Below are 20,939 nucleotides of genomic sequence, written 5' to 3' on the forward strand. Positions count from 1 at the left end.
CATGCTGGATAGACTGTTAGCCCTGCTTGTTCTGGCGATTGTCCTTGGCGTTCCGCTGGGGCTGATCTTCCTCGTGACCGGCCAGTTCCTGATGTCGTTCGTGTTCTTCTACCCACTGTTCATGTCCGGGTTGTGGATCGCCGGCGGCCTGTATTTCTGGCTGCACTGGGAGCGCCACTGGCCATGGCAGGACGACACGCTGCCGCCGCCGCTGGAAGGCGAACCGCTGATTTCGATCCTGATTCCTTGCTACAACGAAGGCGATAACGCTGCCGATACCATCCACGCGGCGCTGGCCCAGCACTACCCGAACATCGAAGTCATCGCGATCAACGACGGCTCCAAGGACAACACTGCCGCTGTGCTCGATGCGCTGGCCAAGGAAGATCCGCGACTGCGGGTTCTGCATCTGGCGGAAAACCAGGGCAAGGCTGTGGCTCTGCGCATGGGCGCGATCGCTGCGCGCAGCGAGTATCTGGTGTGCATCGATGGCGACGCCTTGCTGGCCCCAAACACTGCGGCTTATCTGGTCGCGCCGATGCTGGATAACGCACGCCTTGGCGCAGTGACCGGCAACCCGCGCATCCGCACGCGTTCGACCTTGATCGGGCGGGTGCAGGTCGGCGAGTTCTCCTCGATCATCGGTCTGATCAAACGTACGCAACGGGTCTTCGGGCGCATCTTTACCGTCTCCGGGGTGATCGTCGCGTTCCGCCGCACCGCGCTGAACCGGGTCGGCTACTGGAGCCCGGACATGATCACCGAAGACATCGACATCAGCTGGAAGCTGCAACTGGATCACTGGAGCATCTTCTACGAACCGCGCGCACTGTGCTGGATCCTCATGCCGGAAACCCTCGGTGGTCTGTGGAAGCAGCGTCTGCGCTGGGCTCAGGGCGGCGCCGAAGTGCTGTTCAAGAACATTCGCGGCATCTGGCAGTACCGCCATCGCTACCTGTGGCCGCTGCTGTTCGAATACTGCCTGTCCACCGGTTGGGCCTTCACTTTCCTGCTTTCGGTGATTTTCTGGGGCATGGGCAAGTTCATGGTCATGCCCGACGCGATCGCCGTGGATCACCTGATGCCACCGGCCTTCACCGGTCTGTTGCTGGCGTTTGTCTGCCTGGTGCAGTTTGCCGTCAGCATCGTCATTGACCGGCGCTATGAGCCGGGTCTGGGCAAGACCATGTTCTGGGTGGTCTGGTATCCGTTGGTGTTCTGGCTCGTCAGTCTGCTGACCACCCTGGTCAGTTTCCCCAAAGTGTTGTTCAGCCAACACAAAAAACGCGCGCGCTGGGTCAGTCCTGATCGGGGCATTCGCCCGCTGGGCGACGACCAGGAGGAAGTCATCAAATGAAAATTATCCGCACTCGCCAGCGGCCCTTTCTGGTGGTGATCGACGTGATCCTCACCGTCCTGGCCTGGGTTGGCCTGCTGTTCCTGCTGGTACGCGGGTTATGGCCGTTGGTCGAAACCACCGGCGGCCCGCGCATCGATCATTCGGCGTTCGACGCCTTGGGCACTTTGCAGGTTTACATGTGGGTGGCGCTCGTCAACGCGGTGATCCTGATCGGTTGGGCGCGTTACCAGCAACGCAAAAGCCGCAGCTTCGCCCAGCGCCGTTTGCCGTCACCGGTGATTGGCGATGAAGGTCTGAGCAAGAGTTTCAAGCTGTGCGACGAGCGTTTCCAGAAACTGCGCACACCGGGGGTGATGACCATTCATAACGATCAGGACGGCGACATCAGCCATGTGGAAACGCATTTCTGGCCGTTACAGCAGCAGGCCTTGCCGGCGCCGCTGGGGCAACAGCGGGTGATCTTTCTGCATGCCGATGAAGATGACAATCGCGAGCCGGTGAACCGGCTGACGTGACCTCCACTGTAGGAGCTGCCGAAGGCTGCGATCTTTTGATTTTGCTTATGTAAAAACAAGATCAAGAGATCGCAGCCTCGTTGCATTCGTCAGCTCCTACAGGACCGGTGTCAGGCCTGAATCAGCGTCCAGGCCTCTTTGATCCGCAGAGGTTGCTTCATCCGCTCGGCCAGCAGCGCCATCGCGCGTTGCTTGTCGCAGGCCACCGCCGCAACGACGATACCGTCTTTTGCAAACAGGCCAATGAATGGCGGCTGTTCCGGCTCACCGCTGAACTCGACCTCGTCCCACTCCTGCGCGTGACCGAGATAGTCGTAGTTCTTGCCGAAGTGGTACGTCCAGAAGAACGGCACATCCAGATAATGTTCCTCGCCACCCAGCATGTTGGCGGCGGCAATCCGCGCGTGTTGCTGGGCCAGGCGCCAATGCTCGATGCGAGTTGGCTGGCCGCTCAGCGGAAACGTGGCGATATCACCGATGGCCCATAAACCATCGCTCACGCGCATGCCGTCATCGACACGCAACGATTGGTCTTCTTCCTTGGGTAATGAGTCAAAAGGTGCAGTGGCCGGGTGAGCGCCGACGCCGGCGAGAACCAGATCCGCTGCCAGGCGCAGACCGTTGTCGAGCAGCACGCCCTCGACCTTGTCTTCGCCGAGTATCTGCGTGGCCTCATGTTCACTGATGAGCTTCACCCCGTGCTCTTCGTGCAACCTGCGGATCGCTTTGCCCACCGCTTCGCCGAATTGCTTGGCGAACGGTATTGCATGGCGGGCAAGCACGGTAACGTCGAGGCCGTACTCGCGCAGGGCCGACGCGCATTCGAGGGCAATGAAACTGTCGCCGATGATCACCGCGCGCTGGCCCGGTTGAGCGGCGTTGATGATCTGTTCAGCCTGGGCTTTCGAACGCAGGACGAAGACGTTGGCCAACTCGGCACCAGGCAACTTCAAAGGATTGGGCGCGCCACCGGTGGCGAGTACAGCGGCGTCGTAGCGCAGGATGCCGCCGTTGTTCAGATGCAGCGTCTTGCCTGGGGCGTCGAGTGAAGTTACTTCGCCTTGCACACGTTCAATCCGTTGCGCTTGATAGAACGCCTCATCGCGCAGCGGCGGGACATCTTTGGGCGACATTTCCCCGGCGAGGACAAATTTGCTCAACACCGTGCGGTCGTATCCGGCACCCGGTTCGCCATCGACCAGCACGATGCGCCCGCCAAAACCTTTCTCCCGCAGGGCCGCCGCGCAAGCCGTACCCGCCGCCCCGGCGCCGACCACCACGAACGTTCTTGGGTCGTCAGCGGGCGGGGTGTGCGGATCGGGCAACGGCTGGTCATCGACCCAGACTTCATCGCCGCGCAACTCCAGCGGATAGCGCTTGAGACTGTCCAGCGATGGCGGTTCGCACAGGCCGCCGTCCTCGGCGCGGTACGCGGCTTTGTGCCAGGGGCAGATCAACCTGCCGTGACACAACGCCCCCTCGGCCAACGGTGCGCCGGCATGTGGACACAGGCCCTGAAACGCTCGCAACTCGCCGTTGGCACGCAGCAGGACGATCTTGCAGTCGCCGATTTCGACTTGCAGGCCACGGTCTTGCGGGACATCGGCGAAACGGGCGACACGGTGCAGGGACATGTTCGGCTTCCTCGCAGGCATTTCTCTTGTGAGTTGGCGGCGCCGCGCGAGGTTCAGCCATTTGCTACTGCCAAGGCACGAACGGTACAGCTATAGTTTGCGGGCCGACGACGGCCTCACTGCACAAGGTGCTCCCGGAATGACCCGATTGACCTCTCTCAACCCATGGCTGGCGGCCATCGCCGTGACCCTTTGCGTGCAGTTCCCGGCACAGGCCCAGGAGCGCTTCACCCTGAGCATCCCCGGCGTGTCGGATAACCGTCTGTTCACCTCGGCAGCGGCAAGTGACGCACCCGGCTGCGGCGGCAAGAACCAGTCGCCGGCGTTGAGCTGGAACGCCGGCCCGGCCGGTACCCAGAGCTACGCCATCGTCATGCACGACCCGGATGGCCAGAAAGGCTTGGGCGTCGATCACTGGATTCACTACGGCATCAAACCCACCACCCACCAGATCGCGGCCGGCGTCGGTGCCAAATCCGCCCTCGAAGGCGTCGGCGGCACCAACAGCAAAGGCAACACCCACTACATGGGTCCGTGCCCGCCAGTGGGCGACAGCGCGCACCACTACATCATCCAGATCTACGCCCTCGACCTCGCCCCGGACGCCCTGCCTGCCGGCCTGACCCGCGCCGAGCTGATGGAAAAAATCAAAGGCCATGTGCTGCGCAACAGCAGCGCGGTGCGGCGTTATCACCGCTGAGGTTCGGCCGCTCTCGGGCGGCTGATTGCCCTGAATCCCCAGCCATTTGGCATTGCCCCGCGAAAACGCGCACTATCGAGCCATTGCCAATGCGCTGGAGGACACCGTGGCAGCAAAAATCGACCGCATCGCCCAGCTACTCAACTGCCCGGAAAAGGGCGAACAAATGCGGCGTGCAGTAACCGAGACACGTAAGGAATTTCTGCTGAATCAGCCGGAAGAAGACCTCGTTGAAGAAGACGAGGTATTTGACGAGGCTGAGGAGGAGGGGGATGACGACGATGAATATGACGAGTTTGACTGGACGACGGAGTGACGGCGTTCCAGCGATCTTGCCATCGCCCACAAAAAAGCCCCGGACCATCACAGTCCGGGGCTTTCTCGTTTGATTCATGGTGCACCAGGCGGGATTCGAACCCACGACCCCTGCCTTCGGAGGGCAGTACTCTATCCAGCTGAGCTACTGGTGCAGCGGGCGACATCATACCTAGGTCGGCTCGGGGCGTCCATGCCGGGTTTGGCGGGTTTTGTCAGTGTGCGTGTCGGCGCAAAATCGCTGCATTCCTTAAAGCGGTAACGTCCTGCAAAACCCTCGCTTGGCGCTTTGCGGGGGTTGATCTAAGGTTTTTCCTGCGGCAAGGGTTTTGGTTGCGTTGATCTGAAAAGCGGCATTTTTGTTCTTTTTTTCGAACGACCTATTGTCCTTTACCCCCTTTGAACCTACGATCCGTTTGAGATTTCAAACGCTCGTTGACGGGATGTTGCAGCGCAGGTGCGCCCGGTCGTGCACTGCAGATGCGCCACAATCCGCTCACTGATTTCCCTGACGGCAGCCTTGCGAGGCGCCCTTCTACAATCATAATTTGCTCCGCGCAGGCCGCGGTGCTGTTAAGGAAAGCCGACATGCAGCTTAAAGACACCCAGTTGTTCCGCCAGCAAGCCTTCATCGATGGCGCTTGGGTCGATGCCGACAACGGTCAGACGATCAAGGTCAACAACCCGGCCACCGGCGAAATCCTCGGCACCGTGCCGAAGATGGGCGCCGCTGAAACCCGCCGTGCCATCGAGGCCGCCGACAAGGCGCTGCCGGCCTGGCGTGCACTGACCGCCAAAGAGCGTGCCGGCAAGCTGCGTCGCTGGTTCGAACTGATGATCGAGAACCAGGACGACCTCGCGCGCCTGATGACCCTCGAGCAAGGCAAGCCGCTGGCCGAAGCCAAGGGCGAAATCGTTTACGCCGCATCGTTCATCGAGTGGTTCGCCGAGGAAGCCAAACGCATCTACGGTGACGTGATTCCAGGCCACCAGCCGGACAAGCGCCTGATCGTGATCAAGCAGCCGATCGGCGTCACCGCTGCGATCACTCCGTGGAACTTCCCGGCGGCGATGATCACTCGCAAGGCCGGCCCGGCGCTGGCCGCCGGTTGCACCATGGTGCTCAAGCCCGCATCGCAAACTCCATTTTCCGCTTTCGCCCTAGCCGAACTGGCTCAGCGCGCGGGCATTCCTGCGGGCGTGTTCAGCGTGGTCTCCGGCAGCGCTGGCGACATCGGCAGCGAGCTGACCAGCAACCCGATCGTGCGCAAACTGTCCTTCACCGGCTCGACCGAAATCGGTCGCCAGTTGATGGCCGAATGCGCCAAGGACATCAAGAAAGTCTCGCTGGAACTGGGCGGCAACGCGCCGTTCATCGTGTTCGACGACGCCGATCTGGATAAGGCCGTCGAAGGCGCGATCATTTCCAAGTACCGCAACAACGGCCAGACCTGCGTCTGCGCCAACCGTCTGTACATTCAGGACGCGGTCTACGATGCGTTCGCCGAGAAGCTGAAAGTGGCTGTGGCCAAACTGAAGATCGGCAACGGTCTGGAAGACGGCACCACCACCGGCCCGCTGATCGACGAAAAAGCCGTGGCCAAGGTTCAGGAACACATCGCTGACGCCGTAAGCAAAGGCGCCACCGTACTGGCGGGCGGCAAGGCGATGGAAGGCAACTTCTTCGAGCCGACGATCCTGACCAACGTGCCCAAAAACGCGGCCGTGGCCAAGGAAGAAACCTTCGGTCCGCTGGCGCCGCTGTTCCGCTTCAAAGACGAAGCCGAAGTGATCGCCATGTCCAACGACACCGAATTCGGTCTGGCCTCGTACTTCTACGCACGTGACCTGGGCCGTGTGTTCCGTGTCGCCGAAGCGCTGGAATACGGCATGGTCGGCGTCAACACCGGGCTGATCTCCAACGAAGTCGCGCCGTTTGGCGGCATCAAGGCTTCGGGCCTGGGCCGTGAAGGCTCCAAGTACGGCATCGAAGATTACCTGGAAATCAAATACCTCTGCCTGGGCATCTAAGCCGGGAAAGGGATCGCTGCAAACGCAAGGGGCACGAGAGCGCTGTCCCTTTGCGTCGTTTCAAACAGGAATTTTCTCTGCGGCCAGGAACGCCGTGGCAGTCGATCATCGCATGCTGCTACCGCCGATTTCTCCCGCTTCATCCTTGAACCACGCCGCCCGATGAGCGGCGAATGAGGACTGTAATGAGCAAGACTAACGCTGAACTGATGGCCCGCCGCACCAATGCCGTACCTCGTGGTGTTGGCCAGATTCACCCGATCTTCGCCGAGTCGGCAAAGAACGCCACCGTGACCGACGTTGAAGGTCGTGAGTTCATCGACTTCGCCGGCGGTATCGCTGTACTGAACACCGGCCACGTGCACCCGAAAATCATCGCCGCCGTGACTGAACAGCTGAACAAGCTGACCCACACCTGCTTCCAGGTGCTGGCTTACGAGCCCTACGTTGAGCTGTGCGAAAAAATCAACGCCAAGGTTCCTGGTGACTTCGCCAAGAAAACCCTCCTGGTCACCACCGGTTCCGAAGCCGTTGAAAACGCCGTGAAGATCGCCCGTGCCGCTACTGGCCGTGCCGGCGTGATCGCGTTCACCGGCGCTTACCACGGTCGTACCATGATGACTTTGGGTCTGACCGGTAAAGTCGTGCCGTACTCGGCGGGCATGGGCCTGATGCCAGGCGGCATCTTCCGCGCGCTGTACCCGAACGAACTGCACGGCGTGAGCATCGACGATTCGATCGCTTCCATCGAACGCATCTTCAAGAACGACGCCGAGCCGAAAGACATCGCCGCGATCATCATCGAGCCAGTGCAGGGTGAAGGTGGTTTCTACGTTGCGCCGAAGGAATTCATGAAGCGTCTGCGCGCGCTGTGCGACCAGCACGGCATTCTGCTGATCGCTGACGAAGTGCAGACCGGCGCTGGCCGTACCGGTACGTTCTTCGCCATGGAACAGATGGGCGTTGCCGCCGATCTGACCACTTTCGCCAAGTCTATCGCTGGCGGCTTCCCGCTGGCCGGCGTGTGCGGCAAGGCTGAGTACATGGACGCCATCGCTCCGGGCGGTCTGGGCGGCACCTACGCCGGTAGCCCGATCGCTTGCGCCGCTGCGCTGGCAGTCATGGAAGTGTTTGAAGAAGAGCAACTGCTGGACCGCTGCAAGGCTGTCGGCGAGCGTCTGGTCACCGGTTTGAAGGCGATTCAGGCCAAGTACCCGGTCATCGGTGAAGTGCGTGCGCTGGGCGCAATGATCGCGGTCGAGCTGTTCGAAAACGGCGACAGCCACAAGCCGAACCCGACTGCCGTGGCTGCCGTGGTGGCCAAGGCGCGTGACAAGGGCCTGATCCTGCTGTCCTGCGGCACTTACGGTAACGTGCTGCGTGTGCTGGTTCCGCTGACGTCGCCAGACGAGCAACTGGACAAAGGCCTGGCGATCATCGAAGAGTGCTTCTCTGAACTCTGATCCGCTGATGTGACCCGCTCTACAAAAACCCGCTTCGGCGGGTTTTTTTCGTCCCTTGAAACACATCGGACGGGTTTGCGCTGTATCGAATCGCCAGCATTGGCTAAGGTTCAGGCATTGCAAGGAGAGCGCGCATGACTGCCGTTGATTTACCCGCCGTACCCCGGGTGCTGATTGCCGAGGCTGATCCCTGGTCCCGCGACCTGCTTAAACAAGTGCTGCTCAATGTGCGCTGCGATGCGCGCCTGGATTTGTGTGCCGATGGCCAGCAGGCAATGTCGTTGCTCAGCGAGGTGCCCTATGACTTGGCCATCGTCGATTGGGAGCTGCCTGGCATCGACGGATTGCATGTGCTGCGCAGCGTCCGCCAGCGCAAACGCAATCCGCCGCTGCCGTTCATTCTGACGAGCAGCCGCAACGACAGCGCCAGTGTGCGCGAAGCGATTCCGCTGGCGCCGACGGCGTACCTGACCAAGCCGTTGAATATGGAAGACCTGACCGAGCGCTTGCAGGGGTTGCTGCTCAACGCTGGCGAAGCGGTGGTTTGCGAAGTGCCGGCACTGGCGCCGGGCATGACGCTCTCGGTGTTCCTTGAGCGGCGTCGCGAGCAGGCTGATGGCGCGCCGCTGATGACCGACGTGCAAGTGGCGGTCAAGCGCAGCCTCAATCCCGAGGGGCTGGACCTCAAGTTGCTGGAGGACGAGGTGCGCACCGATCCGCAGATTACCGCCGTGCTGATCGCAGCCGCCAACAGTGCCGCGCAACACTACGGCGCGCCGGTGCAAACCCTGGCCCAGGCGCTGCACCGACTCGGCACCGGGCAGAGCATGAACCTGATTCTCGGGCTGGCGCTCAAACGCAGCGCGCGGCTCAGCGATCCATGCCTGGCGGATTACGCCGAGCGCTATTGGGGACTATCCCTGCACACTGCGGAATACGCCCGTACGCTGGCGCGCCTGCTCGATCTGGATCAGGAGCGCTGCTATTGCGCGGGCATGCTGCATCGGCTCGGCGATCTGGCGCTGCTGCGCTGCTTGCAGGAGTGGCAACAAGCCGGCGGCGAGCTGGACGAGTTGCAGGAGGTCGGTGAAGCGTTGGCGAAGTTTGGCGCTTCTTACGGCTCGGCATTGCGCACTCGCTGGCGTCTGCCGCTGGAGTTGCGCGAGTTGATTGCTTCGGCCTACCAGCTCGGTGGTGGCGTTTACAGTCGCGAGGCGCTGGTGATGCACATGGCGGCGCAGATGGCGCGGCTGACCGAGCATGAAGGCTTAGAGGAACTGGCGAAGAGCCGGACGGCGCGGTTGCTCAAGATCGGGCTGCCGGAGTTGCTGCGGATGCGCAAGTAAATCAGAACACGACAATCACTGTGGGAGCCGGCTTGACCGCGAAGGCGCCAGCGCAGGCAACATTTTTGTTGAAAGTGCGGGCCTCATCGCGGGCAAGCCCGCTCCCACAGGAATTGCGGCAGCCACAAAATACGGATCAGGCCGCAATAATCCGGTTCTTACCCTGCCGTTTCGCCTCGTACATCGCGGCATCCGCGCGGGCGAACAGGCTGTCCAGGCTCTTGTCATCGTCGGTGAGGTTGGTCAGGCCCTGGCTCACGGTGATGCTGAATGCTTGCCCGTTGTGGTTGAAGCGCAGTCGCTGGATCTCCTGCTGCAGTCGCTCTGCCACTTGCACGGCCATCTCCGGCGCACAGCCGGGAAACACCGCAGCGAACTCCTCACCACCAATCCGCCCGAACAGATCGCCACGGCGCAATGAGCCGCGTCCACACTCGGCGATCCGTTGCAGCACGTTGTCGCCCTCGGGGTGGCCGTAGCTGTCGTTGATCACTTTGAAATCGTCGATGTCCAGCAGCAGGAAGGCTAGCGGTGTGCCTTGGCGGCGGGCCTCGGCGAACTCGCGGTGGGCACATTCGAAGAAGTGGCGGCGGTTGCTGCTTTGCGTCAGCACATCGGTGGTGGCCAAGCGTTGCAGCTCGGTTTCCATGTTTTTCTTGTCAGTGATGTCTTCGGCGATGCCGACGATGATCACCGGCTGCCCGGGCTCGTCCTGGCGATTGATAAAGCATTTGTCGCTGAGCCAGCGCATCTGGCCATCGGCCGCGATGATGCGGTACTCGCGATCTTCCACCGCACCTCGGTGCAGGGCTTCGGCGAGGCTCTGCTCGGCGTACTCCAGATCATCGGGATAAATGCTGTCGCGCCACTGGTTGTAATCCGCCAACAACAGCGCGGCGGAACGGCCGAAGATCCGTTCATAGGCCGGACTGACGTACAACACCTGTCGGGTTTCCCAGTTGAAGGCCCAGAGCACGGCGTTGACGCTGACCAGCAGCGAACTGATCAATTGTTCGCGCTCGCTCAGGCGCGCGACTTCGCCCTGCGCATGCATCAGCGCCATCAGCGTTTGCGCGGCCTCAGGCCATTGGGTGTAGGTTGTGTCTTTCTGGTTGTTGTTGACCATCGGCACAAATCTCAAAGGGCGCGCCGCAATGTCGACAACGGCCACAGGACAACCCGCCGGAATGGCGAAGTGTCATTGAGATAGGTGATTTTCGGCGAAGTTCCCGGCCATTACCGAGTCCTGCCGGGCGGTGGGGGGGTGGAGCTGACGAGTGCAATGAGGCTGCGATCTTTGAGATCACAGCCTCGTTGCCGGTCAGGCAGTCGCAGGACGCAGCGAGTAGGTTTTCAGCTGATCAGCAAAATCCCGCAACGACTGGATGCCACTGGCCTCGGCCTCGTGAATCCATTCCTTGATGGCGGCCAGCATGTCGTGGCCATTGGAACTGGTCTTGACCCAGATCTGCTGCAAAGCCAGGCGCTTCTCGTAGATCACTTTCAAAGCATGGCTGTGTTCGAGCATGGTCTGGATGCGCAGGTGATGACGGTCTTCCAGCAGGCTGGTTTCCCGCGACAGCAGGCGTTTGGCCCGGTGGAACTGGTGGCGCACCGAATGATCAACCTTGGCCAGCTCTTGCTTGACCAGCGGGCCGATCACCAATTTGCGGTACTGGGCCATGATCTGGAAGCGGTTGTTGAGGATCGCCATGGCGGTGTCCATGTCCAGGCTGCCTTTGCCTTCGACGCGGTGGGCAATCGGTGCGACCCGCTGCACCTTGGCCAGGCGCAGGAAGCAGAATACCTTGATCCACGCCCAGCCGAGGTCGAATTCCCACTTCTTCACCGACAGCTTGGCCGAGTTGGGGTAGGTGTGATGGTTGTTGTGCAGCTCTTCACCGCCGATCAGGATGCCCCACGGCACCAGATTGGTCGCCGCGTCACGGCATTCGAAGTTGCGGTAGCCGACAGCATGGCCCAGACCGTTGATCACCCCAGCGGCCCACACCGGAATCCACATCATCTGGATCGCCCAGATGGTGATGCCGATGGTGCCGAACAGCAGCAGGTCGATCACGCCCATGATCGCCACGCCCAGCAGCGGATAGCGGCTGTAGACGTTGCGTTCGATCCAGTCTTCCGGGCAGTTCTTGCCGTAGATGCGCAGGGTTTCCGGGTTCTGCGCTTCGCTGCGGTACAGCTCGGCGCCGGTGCGCAGTACGGTGGACAGACCCTTGATGACCGGGCTGTGCGGGTCATCCTCGGTCTCGCATTTGGCGTGGTGTTTGCGGTGGATGGCAGTCCACTCGCGGGTGTTCTGCGCCGTGGTCAGCCACAGCCAGAAACGGAAAAAGTGCTTCAGACCCGCATTCAGCTCGAGCGAGCGGTGGGCCGAGTAACGGTGCAGATAGACCGTGACGGCGACAATCGTCACATGGGTCATCAGCAGGGTGACCGCGACCAGTGACCAGGCCGACAAGCCAAGAAAACCTTCGTACCACATAGGCTATAGGGCCCTCGATAAAGATAAAAACAGCCGTTGCATTATCACTAAGCACACAGATAAAACCAGTCGCCCTTTCAGATAAGAAGTCGCTGAATGTTTCTTGACCTATAATTCCAACCTTTTTGTAGGGACATGGACGACCGAATGTCTGCGACTTACCGCGATGCCTTGCGTGCAGCGCTGCTCTACCTCGTACTGGCCGCCCTGTGGCTGCAAGTTTCTGATCATTTATTAAGCAGATTCTTCGATGACTCCCGTGAGCTGACCCATTGGCAACTGATCAACGGTTATCTGCTGGCGACGATCAGCGCCGCGCTGATTTTCCTCGCACGGGCGCGGCAGTGCGGGTTTCTCGGCATCGGCGCGCATTTGCGCGAGCGCCACACCGACCGTGAGCGTCTGCGTCAGGCGGCCGCCGTGTTCGACTGCACTCGCGAAGGGGTGCTGGTTACCGACCACCGGGGCCTGATCGTCCACGTCAATCGCGCCTTTATCGAGATCACCGGTTATCGGCGCGACGAGGTCATCGGCCAGCAGCCCAGTCTGTTCAAGTCCGGTCATCATCCGCCGGGCTTCTATCAGGCGATGTTCGCTACCCTCGAGGCTGAAGGTGAATGGAGCGGCGAGATCTGGAACCGGCGCAAGACCGGCGAGATTTATCCACAGTGGCAAACCATCCGGGTGATTCACGATGATTTCGGCCGGCTCAGCCATTACGTGGCGGTGTTCTCCGACATCAGTGCGATCAAGGATTCCGAGTCCGAGCTCAAACACTTGGCGCATCACGATCCGTTGACCGATCTGCCCAATCGCCTGCTGTTCAGCGACCGCGCCGAGCAGGCGTTGTCTTCCGCGCAGACACATAAGCGTGGCTGCGCGCTGCTGATGCTCGATCTGGATCATTTCAAGATGATCAACGACAGCCTCGGCCATAACGTCGGCGACCGATTGCTCAAAGCGGTGGCGACGCGGTTGCAGGCATTGTTCGGCCCCGGCATCACCCTCGCAAGGCTCGGCGGTGACGAGTTCGCGGTGCTCGCGGAAAGTTGTCCACAGCCGGCCCAGGCCGCCGCGCTGGCGCAACGGACTCTGGACGCCTTGAAGGAGCCGGTGCTGGTAGATGGCAATCAACTGTTCATCAACGCAAGCATCGGTATCAGCCTGTTTCCCAGCGATGCCCTCAGCGCCGAGCAGTTGTTACGCAATGCCGACAGTGCGCTGTTCAAGGCCAAAAGCAGCGGACGCAATGGCTACGCGCTGTACACCGAAGAGCTGACCGCCCATGCCCAGCAACGGGTCGAAATCGCCTTCGAGCTGCGCCGCGCACTGGAGCAGGAGGAACTGCGTGTCTACTACCAACCGGTGCATGACTTGCAAAGCAGCCGTCTGGTTGGCGTCGAGGCACTGGTGCGCTGGCAGCATCCGCAGCGCGGGCTGGTGTCGCCGGCAGAATTCATTCCGATTGCCGAGCGTACCGGGCTGATCGCCGAGATCGATGCCTGGGTGATGCAGCAGGCCTGCCGGCAGATGTGCCAATGGCAGCAGAGCGGTGTGGTGCTGGCGTTCGTCGCGGTGAATGTCTCCTCGCGGCTGTTTGCCCGGCGTGAGCTTTATCAGCAGGTGGCGCAGGTGCTGCACGACACGGGGCTGGATCCGGCGTATCTGGAGCTGGAAGTTACCGAAAGCGCGGTGATGGACGATCCCGAAGTGGCGCTGGAACAGATGCATCGCTTGCGCGAGCTGGGTGTGCGTCTGGCCATTGATGATTTCGGCACCGGCTATTCGTCGTTGCTGCGGCTCAAGCGCCTGCCGGTGCAGAAACTCAAGATCGATCAGGGCTTCGTCGCCGGGTTGCCGTGGGATGAGGATGACGTGGCGATTGTCCGGGTGATCATCGCGCTGGCGCGGAGCATGGGTATGCAGGTGCATGCCGAGGGGATCGAGCAGGTTGAGCAGGCGGCATTTCTGTTGGCGCAGGAATGCGATCTGGGGCAGGGCTACTGGTTTGGGCGGCCGGTGTCTGCGGATCGGCTTGATTGGGCGAAAACGCCATTGATTGGCTGAATAGGCCTATCTGGCTATCACCGACCTTGTGGTGAGGGGATTTATCCCCGTTGGGTCGCGTAGCGGCCCCAAGAAATGGGACTGCTACGCAGTCCAACGGGGATAAATCCCCTCGCCACAAGTTCTCTTGACGAGTTCAAATCAGCGCAAACCCCTTGCCCTCTCTACTATTATTTTCTGGTTATATAAACATTCTTAAATAGTCTTTTTAAGAATATCCATGCCTCTCTTATATTGCTCCCACGCCGAACGCAGTGCCGCCCACTGCCAGGCAAATCCCCTTCAAAGGAGCAGCACCATGAGCGCATCCCTTCGCAGCGTTGACGGTCAGGACGAAAGCACCATCTTGCGGGAAATCCAGAGCGCCCTGCGCGATCTGCGGTTCGGCGCAGTGGAGATCACTGTGCACAACGCGCAAGTCGTACAGATCGAACGCAAAGAGAAATTCCGTTTGCAGCAACCCGGTAAGCAACCGGGCTGAGATCAAAAGATCGCAACCTTCGGCGGCTCCTACAGGGGGCTGTGTGCAGGAGCTGGCGAAGGCGGCGATCTTTCAACGGGACCCGATTCCAGCAATACACAAGAAAAAGCCACCACCAGGAATTCCAGGAGCTTTCACCATGTCGTCGATTCGCCGTTATGCTTTGGCCGCGCTGGCCAGCGCCGTGTTTGCCGGTTCCGCCGTTGCCAAGGATTACGAGCTGCTCAACGTGTCGTATGACCCGACGCGGGAGCTGTATCAGGAATACAACGCCGAATTCATCAAGTTCTGGCAGCAGGATCATGCCGGCGACACGGTGAAAATCCAGCAGTCCCACGGTGGCTCGGGCAAGCAGGGCCGTGCGGTGATCGATGGCCTGCGTGCTGACGTGGTGACCCTGGCCCTGGCCGGTGACATCGACGAAATCGCCAAGCTCGGCAAGAGCCTGCCGGCCGACTGGCAGAAGCGTCTGCCGCAAGCGAGCACGCCGTACACCTCGACCATCGTGTTCCTGGTGCGCAAGGGCAACCCGAAAGGCATCAAGGACTGGGGCGATCTGGTCAAGAACGATGTCTCGGTGATCACACCAAACCCGAAAACCTCGGGCGGTGCGCGCTGGAACTTCCTCGCCGCGTGGGCCTATGGCCTGAAAGCCAACGGTGGTGACGAAGCCAAGGCGAAGGAATACGTACAGACCCTGTTCAAGCACGTGCCGATCCTTGACACCGGCGCCCGTGGTTCGACCATTACCTTCGTCAACAACGGTCAGGGCGATGTGTTGCTGGCCTGGGAAAACGAAGCGTTCCTGGCGCTGAAAGAAGACGGCGGCGCAGACAAGTTCGACATCGTCGTGCCGTCGCTGTCGATCCTCGCCGAACCGCCAGTGGCCGTGGTCGACAAGAATGCCGAGAAGAAGGGCAACGCGCAGATCGCCGAGGCCTACCTCAAGCATCTGTACAGCCCGGCCGGTCAGGAAATCGCCGCGAAAAACTTCTATCGTCCACGTGACAAGGATGTAGCGGCCAAGTACGCCCAGCAGTTCCCGAAACTGGAACTGGTGACCATCGACAAGGACTTCGGCGGCTGGAAATCCGCGCAGCCGAAATTCTTCAACGACGGCGGCGTGTTCGACCAGATTTATCAGGCGCAGTAATCTCGCCTTCAACCGGCCTGATGTCTGGGCACATGACATGTGGGAGCGAGCTTTTGTGGTGAGGGGATAAATCCCCTCACCACAGGGCTCACTCCCACATTGATGCGTTTTCAACCAGGGACTTTTATGTCGCGTCGTATCTCCCCCGTCATACCCGGCTTCGGGCTGACGCTGGGTTACACCTTGGTGTACCTCAGCCTGATTGTGCTTATCCCGCTGGCGGCGATGTTCGTCCACGCCGCCCAGCTGACCTGGGATCAGTTCTGGACGATCATCTCCGCACCGCGGGTGCTGGCGGCGTTGAAGCTGAGCTTCGGTACCGCGCTGTGTGCGGCGATCATCAACGGCATCATCGGCACGCTGCTGGCCTGGGTGCTGGTGCGCTACACCTTCCCCGGACGCAAGGTGATCGATGCGATGATCGATCTGCCGTTCGCCCTGCCGACCGCTGTGGCCGGTATCGCGCTGACCGCGCTGTACGCGCCGGCCGGGCTGGTCGGGCAGTTCGCCGCTGACCTCGGTTTCAAGATCGCCTACACCCCACTGGGCATCACCCTCGCACTGACCTTCGTCACGCTGCCGTTCGTGGTGCGCACGGTGCAACCGGTGCTGGCCGATATTCCCCGTGAAGTCGAAGAAGCGGCGGCGTGCCTGGGTGCGAAGCCATGGCAGGTATTTCGCCACATTCTGGTTCCGGCACTGCTGCCCGCCTGGCTGACCGGTTTTGCGCTGGCGTTCGCGCGTGGCGTCGGCGAGTACGGTTCGGTGATTTTCATTGCCGGCAACATGCCGATGAAAACCGAGATCCTGCCGCTGCTGATCATGGTCAAACTCGACCAATACGATTACACCGGCGCTACCGCCATCGGCGTATTGATGCTGGTGGTTTCCTTCATCCTGTTGCTGCTGATCAACTTGCTGCAGCGGCGCATCGAAACCCCATAAGGAGGCGCGAACATGTCCCAATCGTCCATTGCGGCCGCCTCTTCGGCCAACGCAGCGCGCCGTGGCAGCGCCACTTCGCGCAGAGTCCTGATCGGTCTTGGCTGGCTGATCTTTTTCCTGTTTCTGCTGCTGCCGTTGTTCATCGTCGTATCGCAAGGTCTGAAAAACGGTCTCGGCGCGTTCTTCACCGCGATTTTTGAACCGGACGCGCTTTCGGCATTGAAACTCACCGTGTTCGCGGTGCTGATTTCGGTGCCGCTGAACCTGGTGTTCGGCGTCAGCGCGGCGTGGTGCGTGAGCAAATACTCGTTCCGTGGCAAGAGCATGCTGGTGACGCTGATCGACCTGCCGTTCTCGGTGTCGCCGGTGATCGCCGGTCTGGTCTACGTGCTGATGTTCGGTGCGCAGGGCCTTTTCGGGCCGTGGCTGCAGGATCACGACATCCAGATCGTCTTCGCCCTGCCGGGCATTGTGCTGGCGACGATTTTCGTCACCGTGCCGTTCGTGGCCCGTGAACTGATTCCGCTGATGCAGGAACAAGGCACCCAAGAGGAGGAAGCCGCGCGCCTGCTCGGTGCCAATGGCTGGCAGATGTTCTGGCACGTCACCGTGCCGAACATCAAGTGGGGCCTGATTTATGGCGTGGTGCTGTGTACCGCGCGGGCCATGGGCGAGTTCGGTGCGGTGTCGGTGGTTTCCGGGCACATTCGCGGGGTGACCAACACCTTGCCGCTGCACGTCGAGATCCTCTACAACGAATACAACCACGTGGCCGCGTTCGCCGTGGCGAGCCTGTTGCTGATCCTGGCGCTCTTCATCCTGCTGCTCAAGCAGTGGAGCGAAAACCGTATCAACCGCCTGCGCGCCAGCGCCGCGGAGGAATAATTCATGTCGATCGAAGTGCGTAACGTCAGCAAGAATTTCAACGCGTTCAAGGCGCTGGACAACATCAGCCTGGATATCCACAGCGGTGAACTGGTCGCGCTGCTTGGCCCGTCGGGCTGCGGCAAAACCACCTTGCTGCGGATTATTGCCGGTCTGGAAACCCCGGATCAGGGCAACATCGTTTTTCACGGCGAGGACGTTTCCGGCCACGACGTGCGTGATCGCAACGTCGGTTTCGTGTTCCAGCATTACGCCTTGTTCCGCCACATGACAGTGTTCGACAACGTCGCGTTCGGCCTGCGGATGAAACCGAAAAACCAGCGCCCGAGCGAAAGCCAGATCGCCACCAAGGTTCACGAACTGCTGAACATGGTGCAACTGGACTGGTTGTCGGATCGCTACCCGGAGCAGTTGTCCGGTGGCCAGCGTCAGCGCATCGCGTTGGCCCGTGCCCTGGCGGTGGAACCTAAAGTGCTGCTGCTCGACGAACCGTTCGGCGCCCTCGACGCCAAGGTGCGCAAGGAACTGCGGCGCTGGCTGGCGCGGCTGCACGAAGACATCAACCTGACTTCGGTGTTCGTGACCCACGACCAGGAAGAAGCGATGGAAGTCGCCGACCGCATCGTGGTGATGAACAAGGGTGTGATCGAGCAGATCGGCTCACCGGGCGACGTCTACGAAAACCCGGCCAGCGATTTCGTCTATCACTTCCTCGGCGATTCGAACCGCTTGCTGTTGAGCGACGACAACCACGTGCTGTTCCGCCCGCACGAAGTGTCGTTGTCCAAGCATGAGCTGGAAGATCACCATGCCGCTGAAGTGCGCGATATCCGCCCATTGGGTGCGACGACGCGGGTGACACTGAAGGTGGAAGGGCAGACGGATCTGATCGAAGCGGAAGTGGTGAAAGACCACGACAGCCTGATCGGGTTGGCCAAGGGTGAAACCCTGTTCTTCAAGCCGAAGGTCTGGCAGAAAGTCGCCAATATTTAAAGGCAAAAGCTTCGCGAGCAGGCTCGCTCCCACAGGGAAAACTCATTCCAAATGTGGGAGCGAGCCTGCTCGCGAATACGATCTAGACAGCAGCGCGATTCGGATTGACCCGCACCATCCCCGCCCGCAACTCGATCTCTTGTTTCAATTCCTGCCGTATCCCCAGCAGAAACGCCAACTCAGCCACAACGAACAACGGCCCGACAATCAGCCCGCTGATGTCATCGACAAACGCCGGTTTGCGCCCTTCATAGTGATGCCCGACAAACTGGATCACCCAGCCGATCACGAACATCGCCAGGCCGCTGCTCAGCCAGACCATGGTGCTCTGCTGCGCCAGTGCATGCCCGGCCCACACCGACAGCCCCATCAGTACTGTCATCAACACGCCAAGCTTCAACTCCAGACGCAGGTAAAACCACGCCGAGGCCAGCGCCACCACAACGGCTGGAGATATCCACAGCCCGCCCAGCTCCCACTGCGGCCGTGACAGCAGGACAGCCACCGCCACCACGATCAGCGGAATGCCGATAAAGTGGCTGGCAATGTTGCGCGGGTCGCGGTGGTAGGCGGCGTATTGACTGAGATGGTCGACGAGGCTTTTCATTGTTGTTCCTCCAGTGGGGTTGAATGCATCATCCCTCGGGATCCGCGTTCGCTCTGTCGGGCAGGCGACACTCCAGGAGTGGTTATGCAAATTCGTGCACAGTTACTCAGCGGCCAGTGGTTCAGTCATTTGCCTGCATCTTTTCAGGATAGCCTGCTGGCGCTGGCTCGGGAGCGGCGGCTGACGGCGGGACAACGATTGTTCCAGCGTGGCGATGCGCCGTGCGGTCTGTATGCAGTGCTCGATGGCGCCGTGCGCATCGGCGCGGTGAGCGAGCAGGGCAAGGAGGCGTTGTTGAGTCTGGTGGAGGCGCCGCACTGGTTCGGCGAAATCTGCCTGTTCGATGGCCAGCCTCGCACTCACGATGCCTATGCAGTCGGGTCGTGCACCTTGCTGAATGTTCCGCAAGCGGCGTTGCTCAAATTGCTCGACGAACAGCCGCAGTACTGGCGGCATCTGGCGCTGTTGATGAGCCACAAATTGCGCCTGGCCTTCATCAATCTCGAACAGCTGAGCCTGCTGCCAGCCCCGGCGCGTCTCGCCCATCGGCTGCTGATGATTGCCGAAGGCTACGGCGAACTCGACGCACCACGCCGGACGCTGCAACTGCCGCAGGAGCAGCTGGCGGCGATGCTGTCGCTGTCGCGGCAGACCACCAATCAGATCCTCAAGGATCTGCAGGGGCAGGGGATTATCGGGCTCGCATACGGCGAAATCGAAATTCTCGATGCGGTGAGATTGCGTGCCTTGGCCACGATCTGAAAACTGAAACCGATCCAATGTCGGAACTGGCACCTGTGGCGAGGGGATTTATCCCCGCTGGGGCGCGAAGCGGCCCTGAAAAATGGGACCGCTGCGCAGTCCAACGGGGATAAATCCCCTCGCCACAGAAACCAGTTCCAACAAAGGATCTGTGTTTATTTTACGAACCGCGATAGGTCGAGAAACCGTACGGGCTCAGCAGCAGCGGTATGTGGTAGTGCTGATCGGTCTGCTTGACCTGGAAGATCACCGGAATTTCCGGGAAGAACGTCTCGTGCTTGATCTTCTGGTAGTACTCGCCGGTCTTGAACACCACGCGGTATTCACCGGCTTCGAATGGCTGTTTGGCCGGGAACAGCTCGGCGATCCGCCCTTGCTCGTTGGTGGTGCCCTGGGCCAGTGGCTGCCAGTTTTCGCCGACGTGTTTTTCCAGGGTGACGTTGATGCCCGGTGACGGCAGGCCGTTTTCCAGGTTGAGCACGTGCACGCTCAGCGGATTGCCGGCGGCCAGCGCCAGGCTGGAAACAGCACTCAGGCCGAGGGCGGCGAGAGTCATGCGCAGGGTGGTCATGGTGGATCTCCTTAGTGGGAACGGGTGATGGTCAGGCCGGCTTTGTCGGCGGCGGCGCGGGCGCAGTTTTCGTCTTGCTCACCGCCGCCGGAACCGGCCACGCCCATGGCGCCGACCAGTTCGCTGCCGGCGAACAACGGAATGCCGCCGCCGAGCAAAAGCAATTCATCGAGGGTGTTGAGGTTGGCGGTTTCCGGGTTGCTGCGGGCGCGCTCGGCGAACAGCCGCGTCGGCGTCTTGGTCGACAGCGCGGTGTAAGCCTTGCGTTGGCTGGCGGCGGTGTTGTGCGGGCCAACGCCGTCACCACGCAGAGTCACCAGCAGGTTGCCGCCACGGTCGAGCACCGACACCGTGCCGGTGCAACTGCTCATCGCCTTGTCCGCCAGCCAGCGTGCGGTTTTCAGGTCGAGATCGGCGTGGCGCGGCAGTTCTGGCGTGGCACTTGCTGCGCCGCTGAGGCCGAGGATCAGGCTGGCGACAAGGTATTTGACGGTCATGTGCAGGCTCCGGTTGGGAAGGTCTGCACCTTAACCGGCGCACTTCGTCAGAACTCCGTCAGGCGGATTACAAGTTTGTAATGGGCAACGGCGCCGAACACGCCTAGC

Annotated in this window: 20 protein-coding genes and 1 tRNA gene; 14 read left to right on the plus strand and 7 right to left on the minus strand. The window is 60.9% G+C overall.

Going from position 1 to position 20,939, the window contains the following annotated elements; all coding sequences use genetic code 11:
* Position 1 precedes the first annotated feature (1 nt).
* Both pgaC and pgaD read left to right on the plus strand, forming a co-directional pair.
* Positions 2–1,357, plus strand: a complete 1,356-nt coding sequence (gene pgaC / locus AC0Z5Z_RS21550; protein ID WP_095181141.1) for a poly-beta-1,6-N-acetyl-D-glucosamine synthase — start codon at positions 2–4, stop codon at positions 1,355–1,357.
* The gene (gene pgaD / locus AC0Z5Z_RS21555) at positions 1,354–1,875 is read left to right on the plus strand and encodes a poly-beta-1,6-N-acetyl-D-glucosamine biosynthesis protein PgaD (protein ID WP_252885119.1); all 522 of its coding nucleotides are present in this window, start codon (positions 1,354–1,356) and stop codon (positions 1,873–1,875) included. Before pgaC ends, pgaD begins: the two co-directional genes overlap by 4 nt.
* A 110-nt stretch (positions 1,876–1,985) precedes the next feature.
* Here pgaD and AC0Z5Z_RS21560 read toward each other — a convergent pair whose 3' ends face one another.
* The gene (locus AC0Z5Z_RS21560) at positions 1,986–3,509 is read right to left on the minus strand and encodes an FAD-dependent oxidoreductase (RefSeq protein ID WP_485611612.1); all 1,524 of its coding nucleotides are present in this window, start codon (positions 3,507–3,509) and stop codon (positions 1,986–1,988) included.
* A 139-nt stretch (positions 3,510–3,648) separates the two neighbouring features.
* Between AC0Z5Z_RS21560 and AC0Z5Z_RS21565 the strand changes: the two genes are divergently transcribed.
* Both AC0Z5Z_RS21565 and AC0Z5Z_RS21570 read left to right on the plus strand, forming a co-directional pair.
* Complete coding sequence (locus AC0Z5Z_RS21565; RefSeq protein ID WP_016772253.1) at positions 3,649–4,209, plus strand: YbhB/YbcL family Raf kinase inhibitor-like protein; 561 nt, start codon at positions 3,649–3,651, stop codon at positions 4,207–4,209.
* Positions 4,210–4,255: 46 nt separating this feature from the next.
* Positions 4,256–4,525, plus strand: a complete 270-nt coding sequence (locus AC0Z5Z_RS21570) for a hypothetical protein (protein ID WP_016772252.1) — start codon at positions 4,256–4,258, stop codon at positions 4,523–4,525.
* A 77-nt stretch (positions 4,526–4,602) separates the two neighbouring features.
* On the opposite strand, the gene AC0Z5Z_RS21575 is transcribed toward AC0Z5Z_RS21570, so the two are convergent.
* Positions 4,603–4,679, minus strand: a tRNA-Arg gene (locus AC0Z5Z_RS21575).
* Between the two features lie 433 nt (positions 4,680–5,112).
* Between AC0Z5Z_RS21575 and gabD the strand changes: the two genes are divergently transcribed.
* From gabD to AC0Z5Z_RS21590, 3 genes are all read left to right on the plus strand, one after another.
* Complete coding sequence (gabD, locus tag AC0Z5Z_RS21580) at positions 5,113–6,555, plus strand: NADP-dependent succinate-semialdehyde dehydrogenase (protein WP_024011131.1); 1,443 nt, start codon at positions 5,113–5,115, stop codon at positions 6,553–6,555.
* A gap of 185 nt (positions 6,556–6,740) precedes the next feature.
* Positions 6,741–8,018, plus strand: coding sequence for a 4-aminobutyrate--2-oxoglutarate transaminase (gabT, locus tag AC0Z5Z_RS21585; RefSeq protein ID WP_016772251.1), 1,278 nt, complete (start codon positions 6,741–6,743; stop codon positions 8,016–8,018).
* Positions 8,019–8,152: 134 nt separating this feature from the next.
* Positions 8,153–9,364, plus strand: coding sequence for an HDOD domain-containing protein (locus tag AC0Z5Z_RS21590; RefSeq protein WP_485611613.1), 1,212 nt, complete (start codon positions 8,153–8,155; stop codon positions 9,362–9,364).
* Positions 9,365–9,500: 136 nt separating this feature from the next.
* Here AC0Z5Z_RS21590 and AC0Z5Z_RS21595 read toward each other — a convergent pair whose 3' ends face one another.
* Together AC0Z5Z_RS21595 and desA are read right to left on the minus strand one after the other, a co-directional pair.
* Complete coding sequence (locus AC0Z5Z_RS21595; RefSeq protein ID WP_485611627.1) at positions 9,501–10,490, minus strand: GGDEF domain-containing protein; 990 nt, start codon at positions 10,488–10,490, stop codon at positions 9,501–9,503.
* Positions 10,491–10,685: 195 nt separating this feature from the next.
* Entirely contained in the window at positions 10,686–11,870 is a 1,185-nt protein-coding gene (desA, locus tag AC0Z5Z_RS21600) for a delta-9 fatty acid desaturase DesA (RefSeq protein ID WP_016772248.1), read from the minus strand.
* Positions 11,871–12,017: 147 nt separating this feature from the next.
* Here desA and dibA point away from each other — a divergent pair, with 147 nt between their 5' ends.
* The 6 genes from dibA (at position 12,018) to AC0Z5Z_RS21630 (ending at position 18,394) form a co-directional block, all read left to right on the plus strand.
* Positions 12,018–13,937, plus strand: coding sequence for a phosphodiesterase DibA (dibA, locus tag AC0Z5Z_RS21605; RefSeq protein ID WP_485611614.1), 1,920 nt, complete (start codon positions 12,018–12,020; stop codon positions 13,935–13,937).
* Between the two features lie 298 nt (positions 13,938–14,235).
* Positions 14,236–14,418: a sulfur starvation response protein OscA gene (oscA, locus tag AC0Z5Z_RS21610; protein ID WP_007917682.1), complete on the plus strand. Its 183-nt coding sequence runs from the start codon at positions 14,236–14,238 to the stop codon at positions 14,416–14,418.
* A gap of 139 nt (positions 14,419–14,557) precedes the next feature.
* Positions 14,558–15,571: a sulfate ABC transporter substrate-binding protein gene (locus AC0Z5Z_RS21615; RefSeq protein WP_485611615.1), complete on the plus strand. Its 1,014-nt coding sequence runs from the start codon at positions 14,558–14,560 to the stop codon at positions 15,569–15,571.
* 126 nt (positions 15,572–15,697) lie between these two features.
* Positions 15,698–16,516 carry a sulfate ABC transporter permease subunit CysT gene (gene cysT / locus AC0Z5Z_RS21620; protein ID WP_016772245.1) on the plus strand — a complete coding sequence of 273 codons (819 nt, stop codon included), beginning with the start codon at positions 15,698–15,700 and terminating at the stop codon, positions 16,514–16,516.
* 12 nt (positions 16,517–16,528) lie between these two features.
* Positions 16,529–17,401 carry a sulfate ABC transporter permease subunit CysW gene (cysW, locus tag AC0Z5Z_RS21625; protein WP_041477435.1) on the plus strand — a complete coding sequence of 291 codons (873 nt, stop codon included), beginning with the start codon at positions 16,529–16,531 and terminating at the stop codon, positions 17,399–17,401.
* A gap of 3 nt (positions 17,402–17,404) precedes the next feature.
* Positions 17,405–18,394 (plus strand): sulfate/molybdate ABC transporter ATP-binding protein, encoded by a 990-nt coding sequence (locus tag AC0Z5Z_RS21630; protein ID WP_056786991.1) that lies wholly within the window; start codon positions 17,405–17,407, stop codon positions 18,392–18,394.
* A gap of 82 nt (positions 18,395–18,476) precedes the next feature.
* Here AC0Z5Z_RS21630 and AC0Z5Z_RS21635 read toward each other — a convergent pair whose 3' ends face one another.
* The gene (locus tag AC0Z5Z_RS21635; protein ID WP_236168253.1) at positions 18,477–19,001 is read right to left on the minus strand and encodes an Mpo1 family 2-hydroxy fatty acid dioxygenase; all 525 of its coding nucleotides are present in this window, start codon (positions 18,999–19,001) and stop codon (positions 18,477–18,479) included.
* An 84-nt stretch (positions 19,002–19,085) separates the two neighbouring features.
* Here AC0Z5Z_RS21635 and AC0Z5Z_RS21640 point away from each other — a divergent pair, with 84 nt between their 5' ends.
* On the plus strand, positions 19,086–19,763 hold the full coding sequence (locus AC0Z5Z_RS21640; RefSeq protein ID WP_258707432.1) for a Crp/Fnr family transcriptional regulator: 678 nt from the start codon (positions 19,086–19,088) through the stop codon (positions 19,761–19,763).
* A gap of 160 nt (positions 19,764–19,923) precedes the next feature.
* On the opposite strand, the gene uraH is transcribed toward AC0Z5Z_RS21640, so the two are convergent.
* Together uraH and AC0Z5Z_RS21650 are read right to left on the minus strand one after the other, a co-directional pair.
* Entirely contained in the window at positions 19,924–20,334 is a 411-nt protein-coding gene (uraH, locus tag AC0Z5Z_RS21645; RefSeq protein WP_042610175.1) for a hydroxyisourate hydrolase, read from the minus strand.
* A gap of 11 nt (positions 20,335–20,345) precedes the next feature.
* On the minus strand, positions 20,346–20,831 hold the full coding sequence (locus tag AC0Z5Z_RS21650; RefSeq protein WP_041477439.1) for a GlcG/HbpS family heme-binding protein: 486 nt from the start codon (positions 20,829–20,831) through the stop codon (positions 20,346–20,348).
* Positions 20,832–20,939 lie beyond the last annotated feature (108 nt).

Source organism: Pseudomonas sp. 1L-E-NC-VB-C3, from assembly GCF_057291535.1.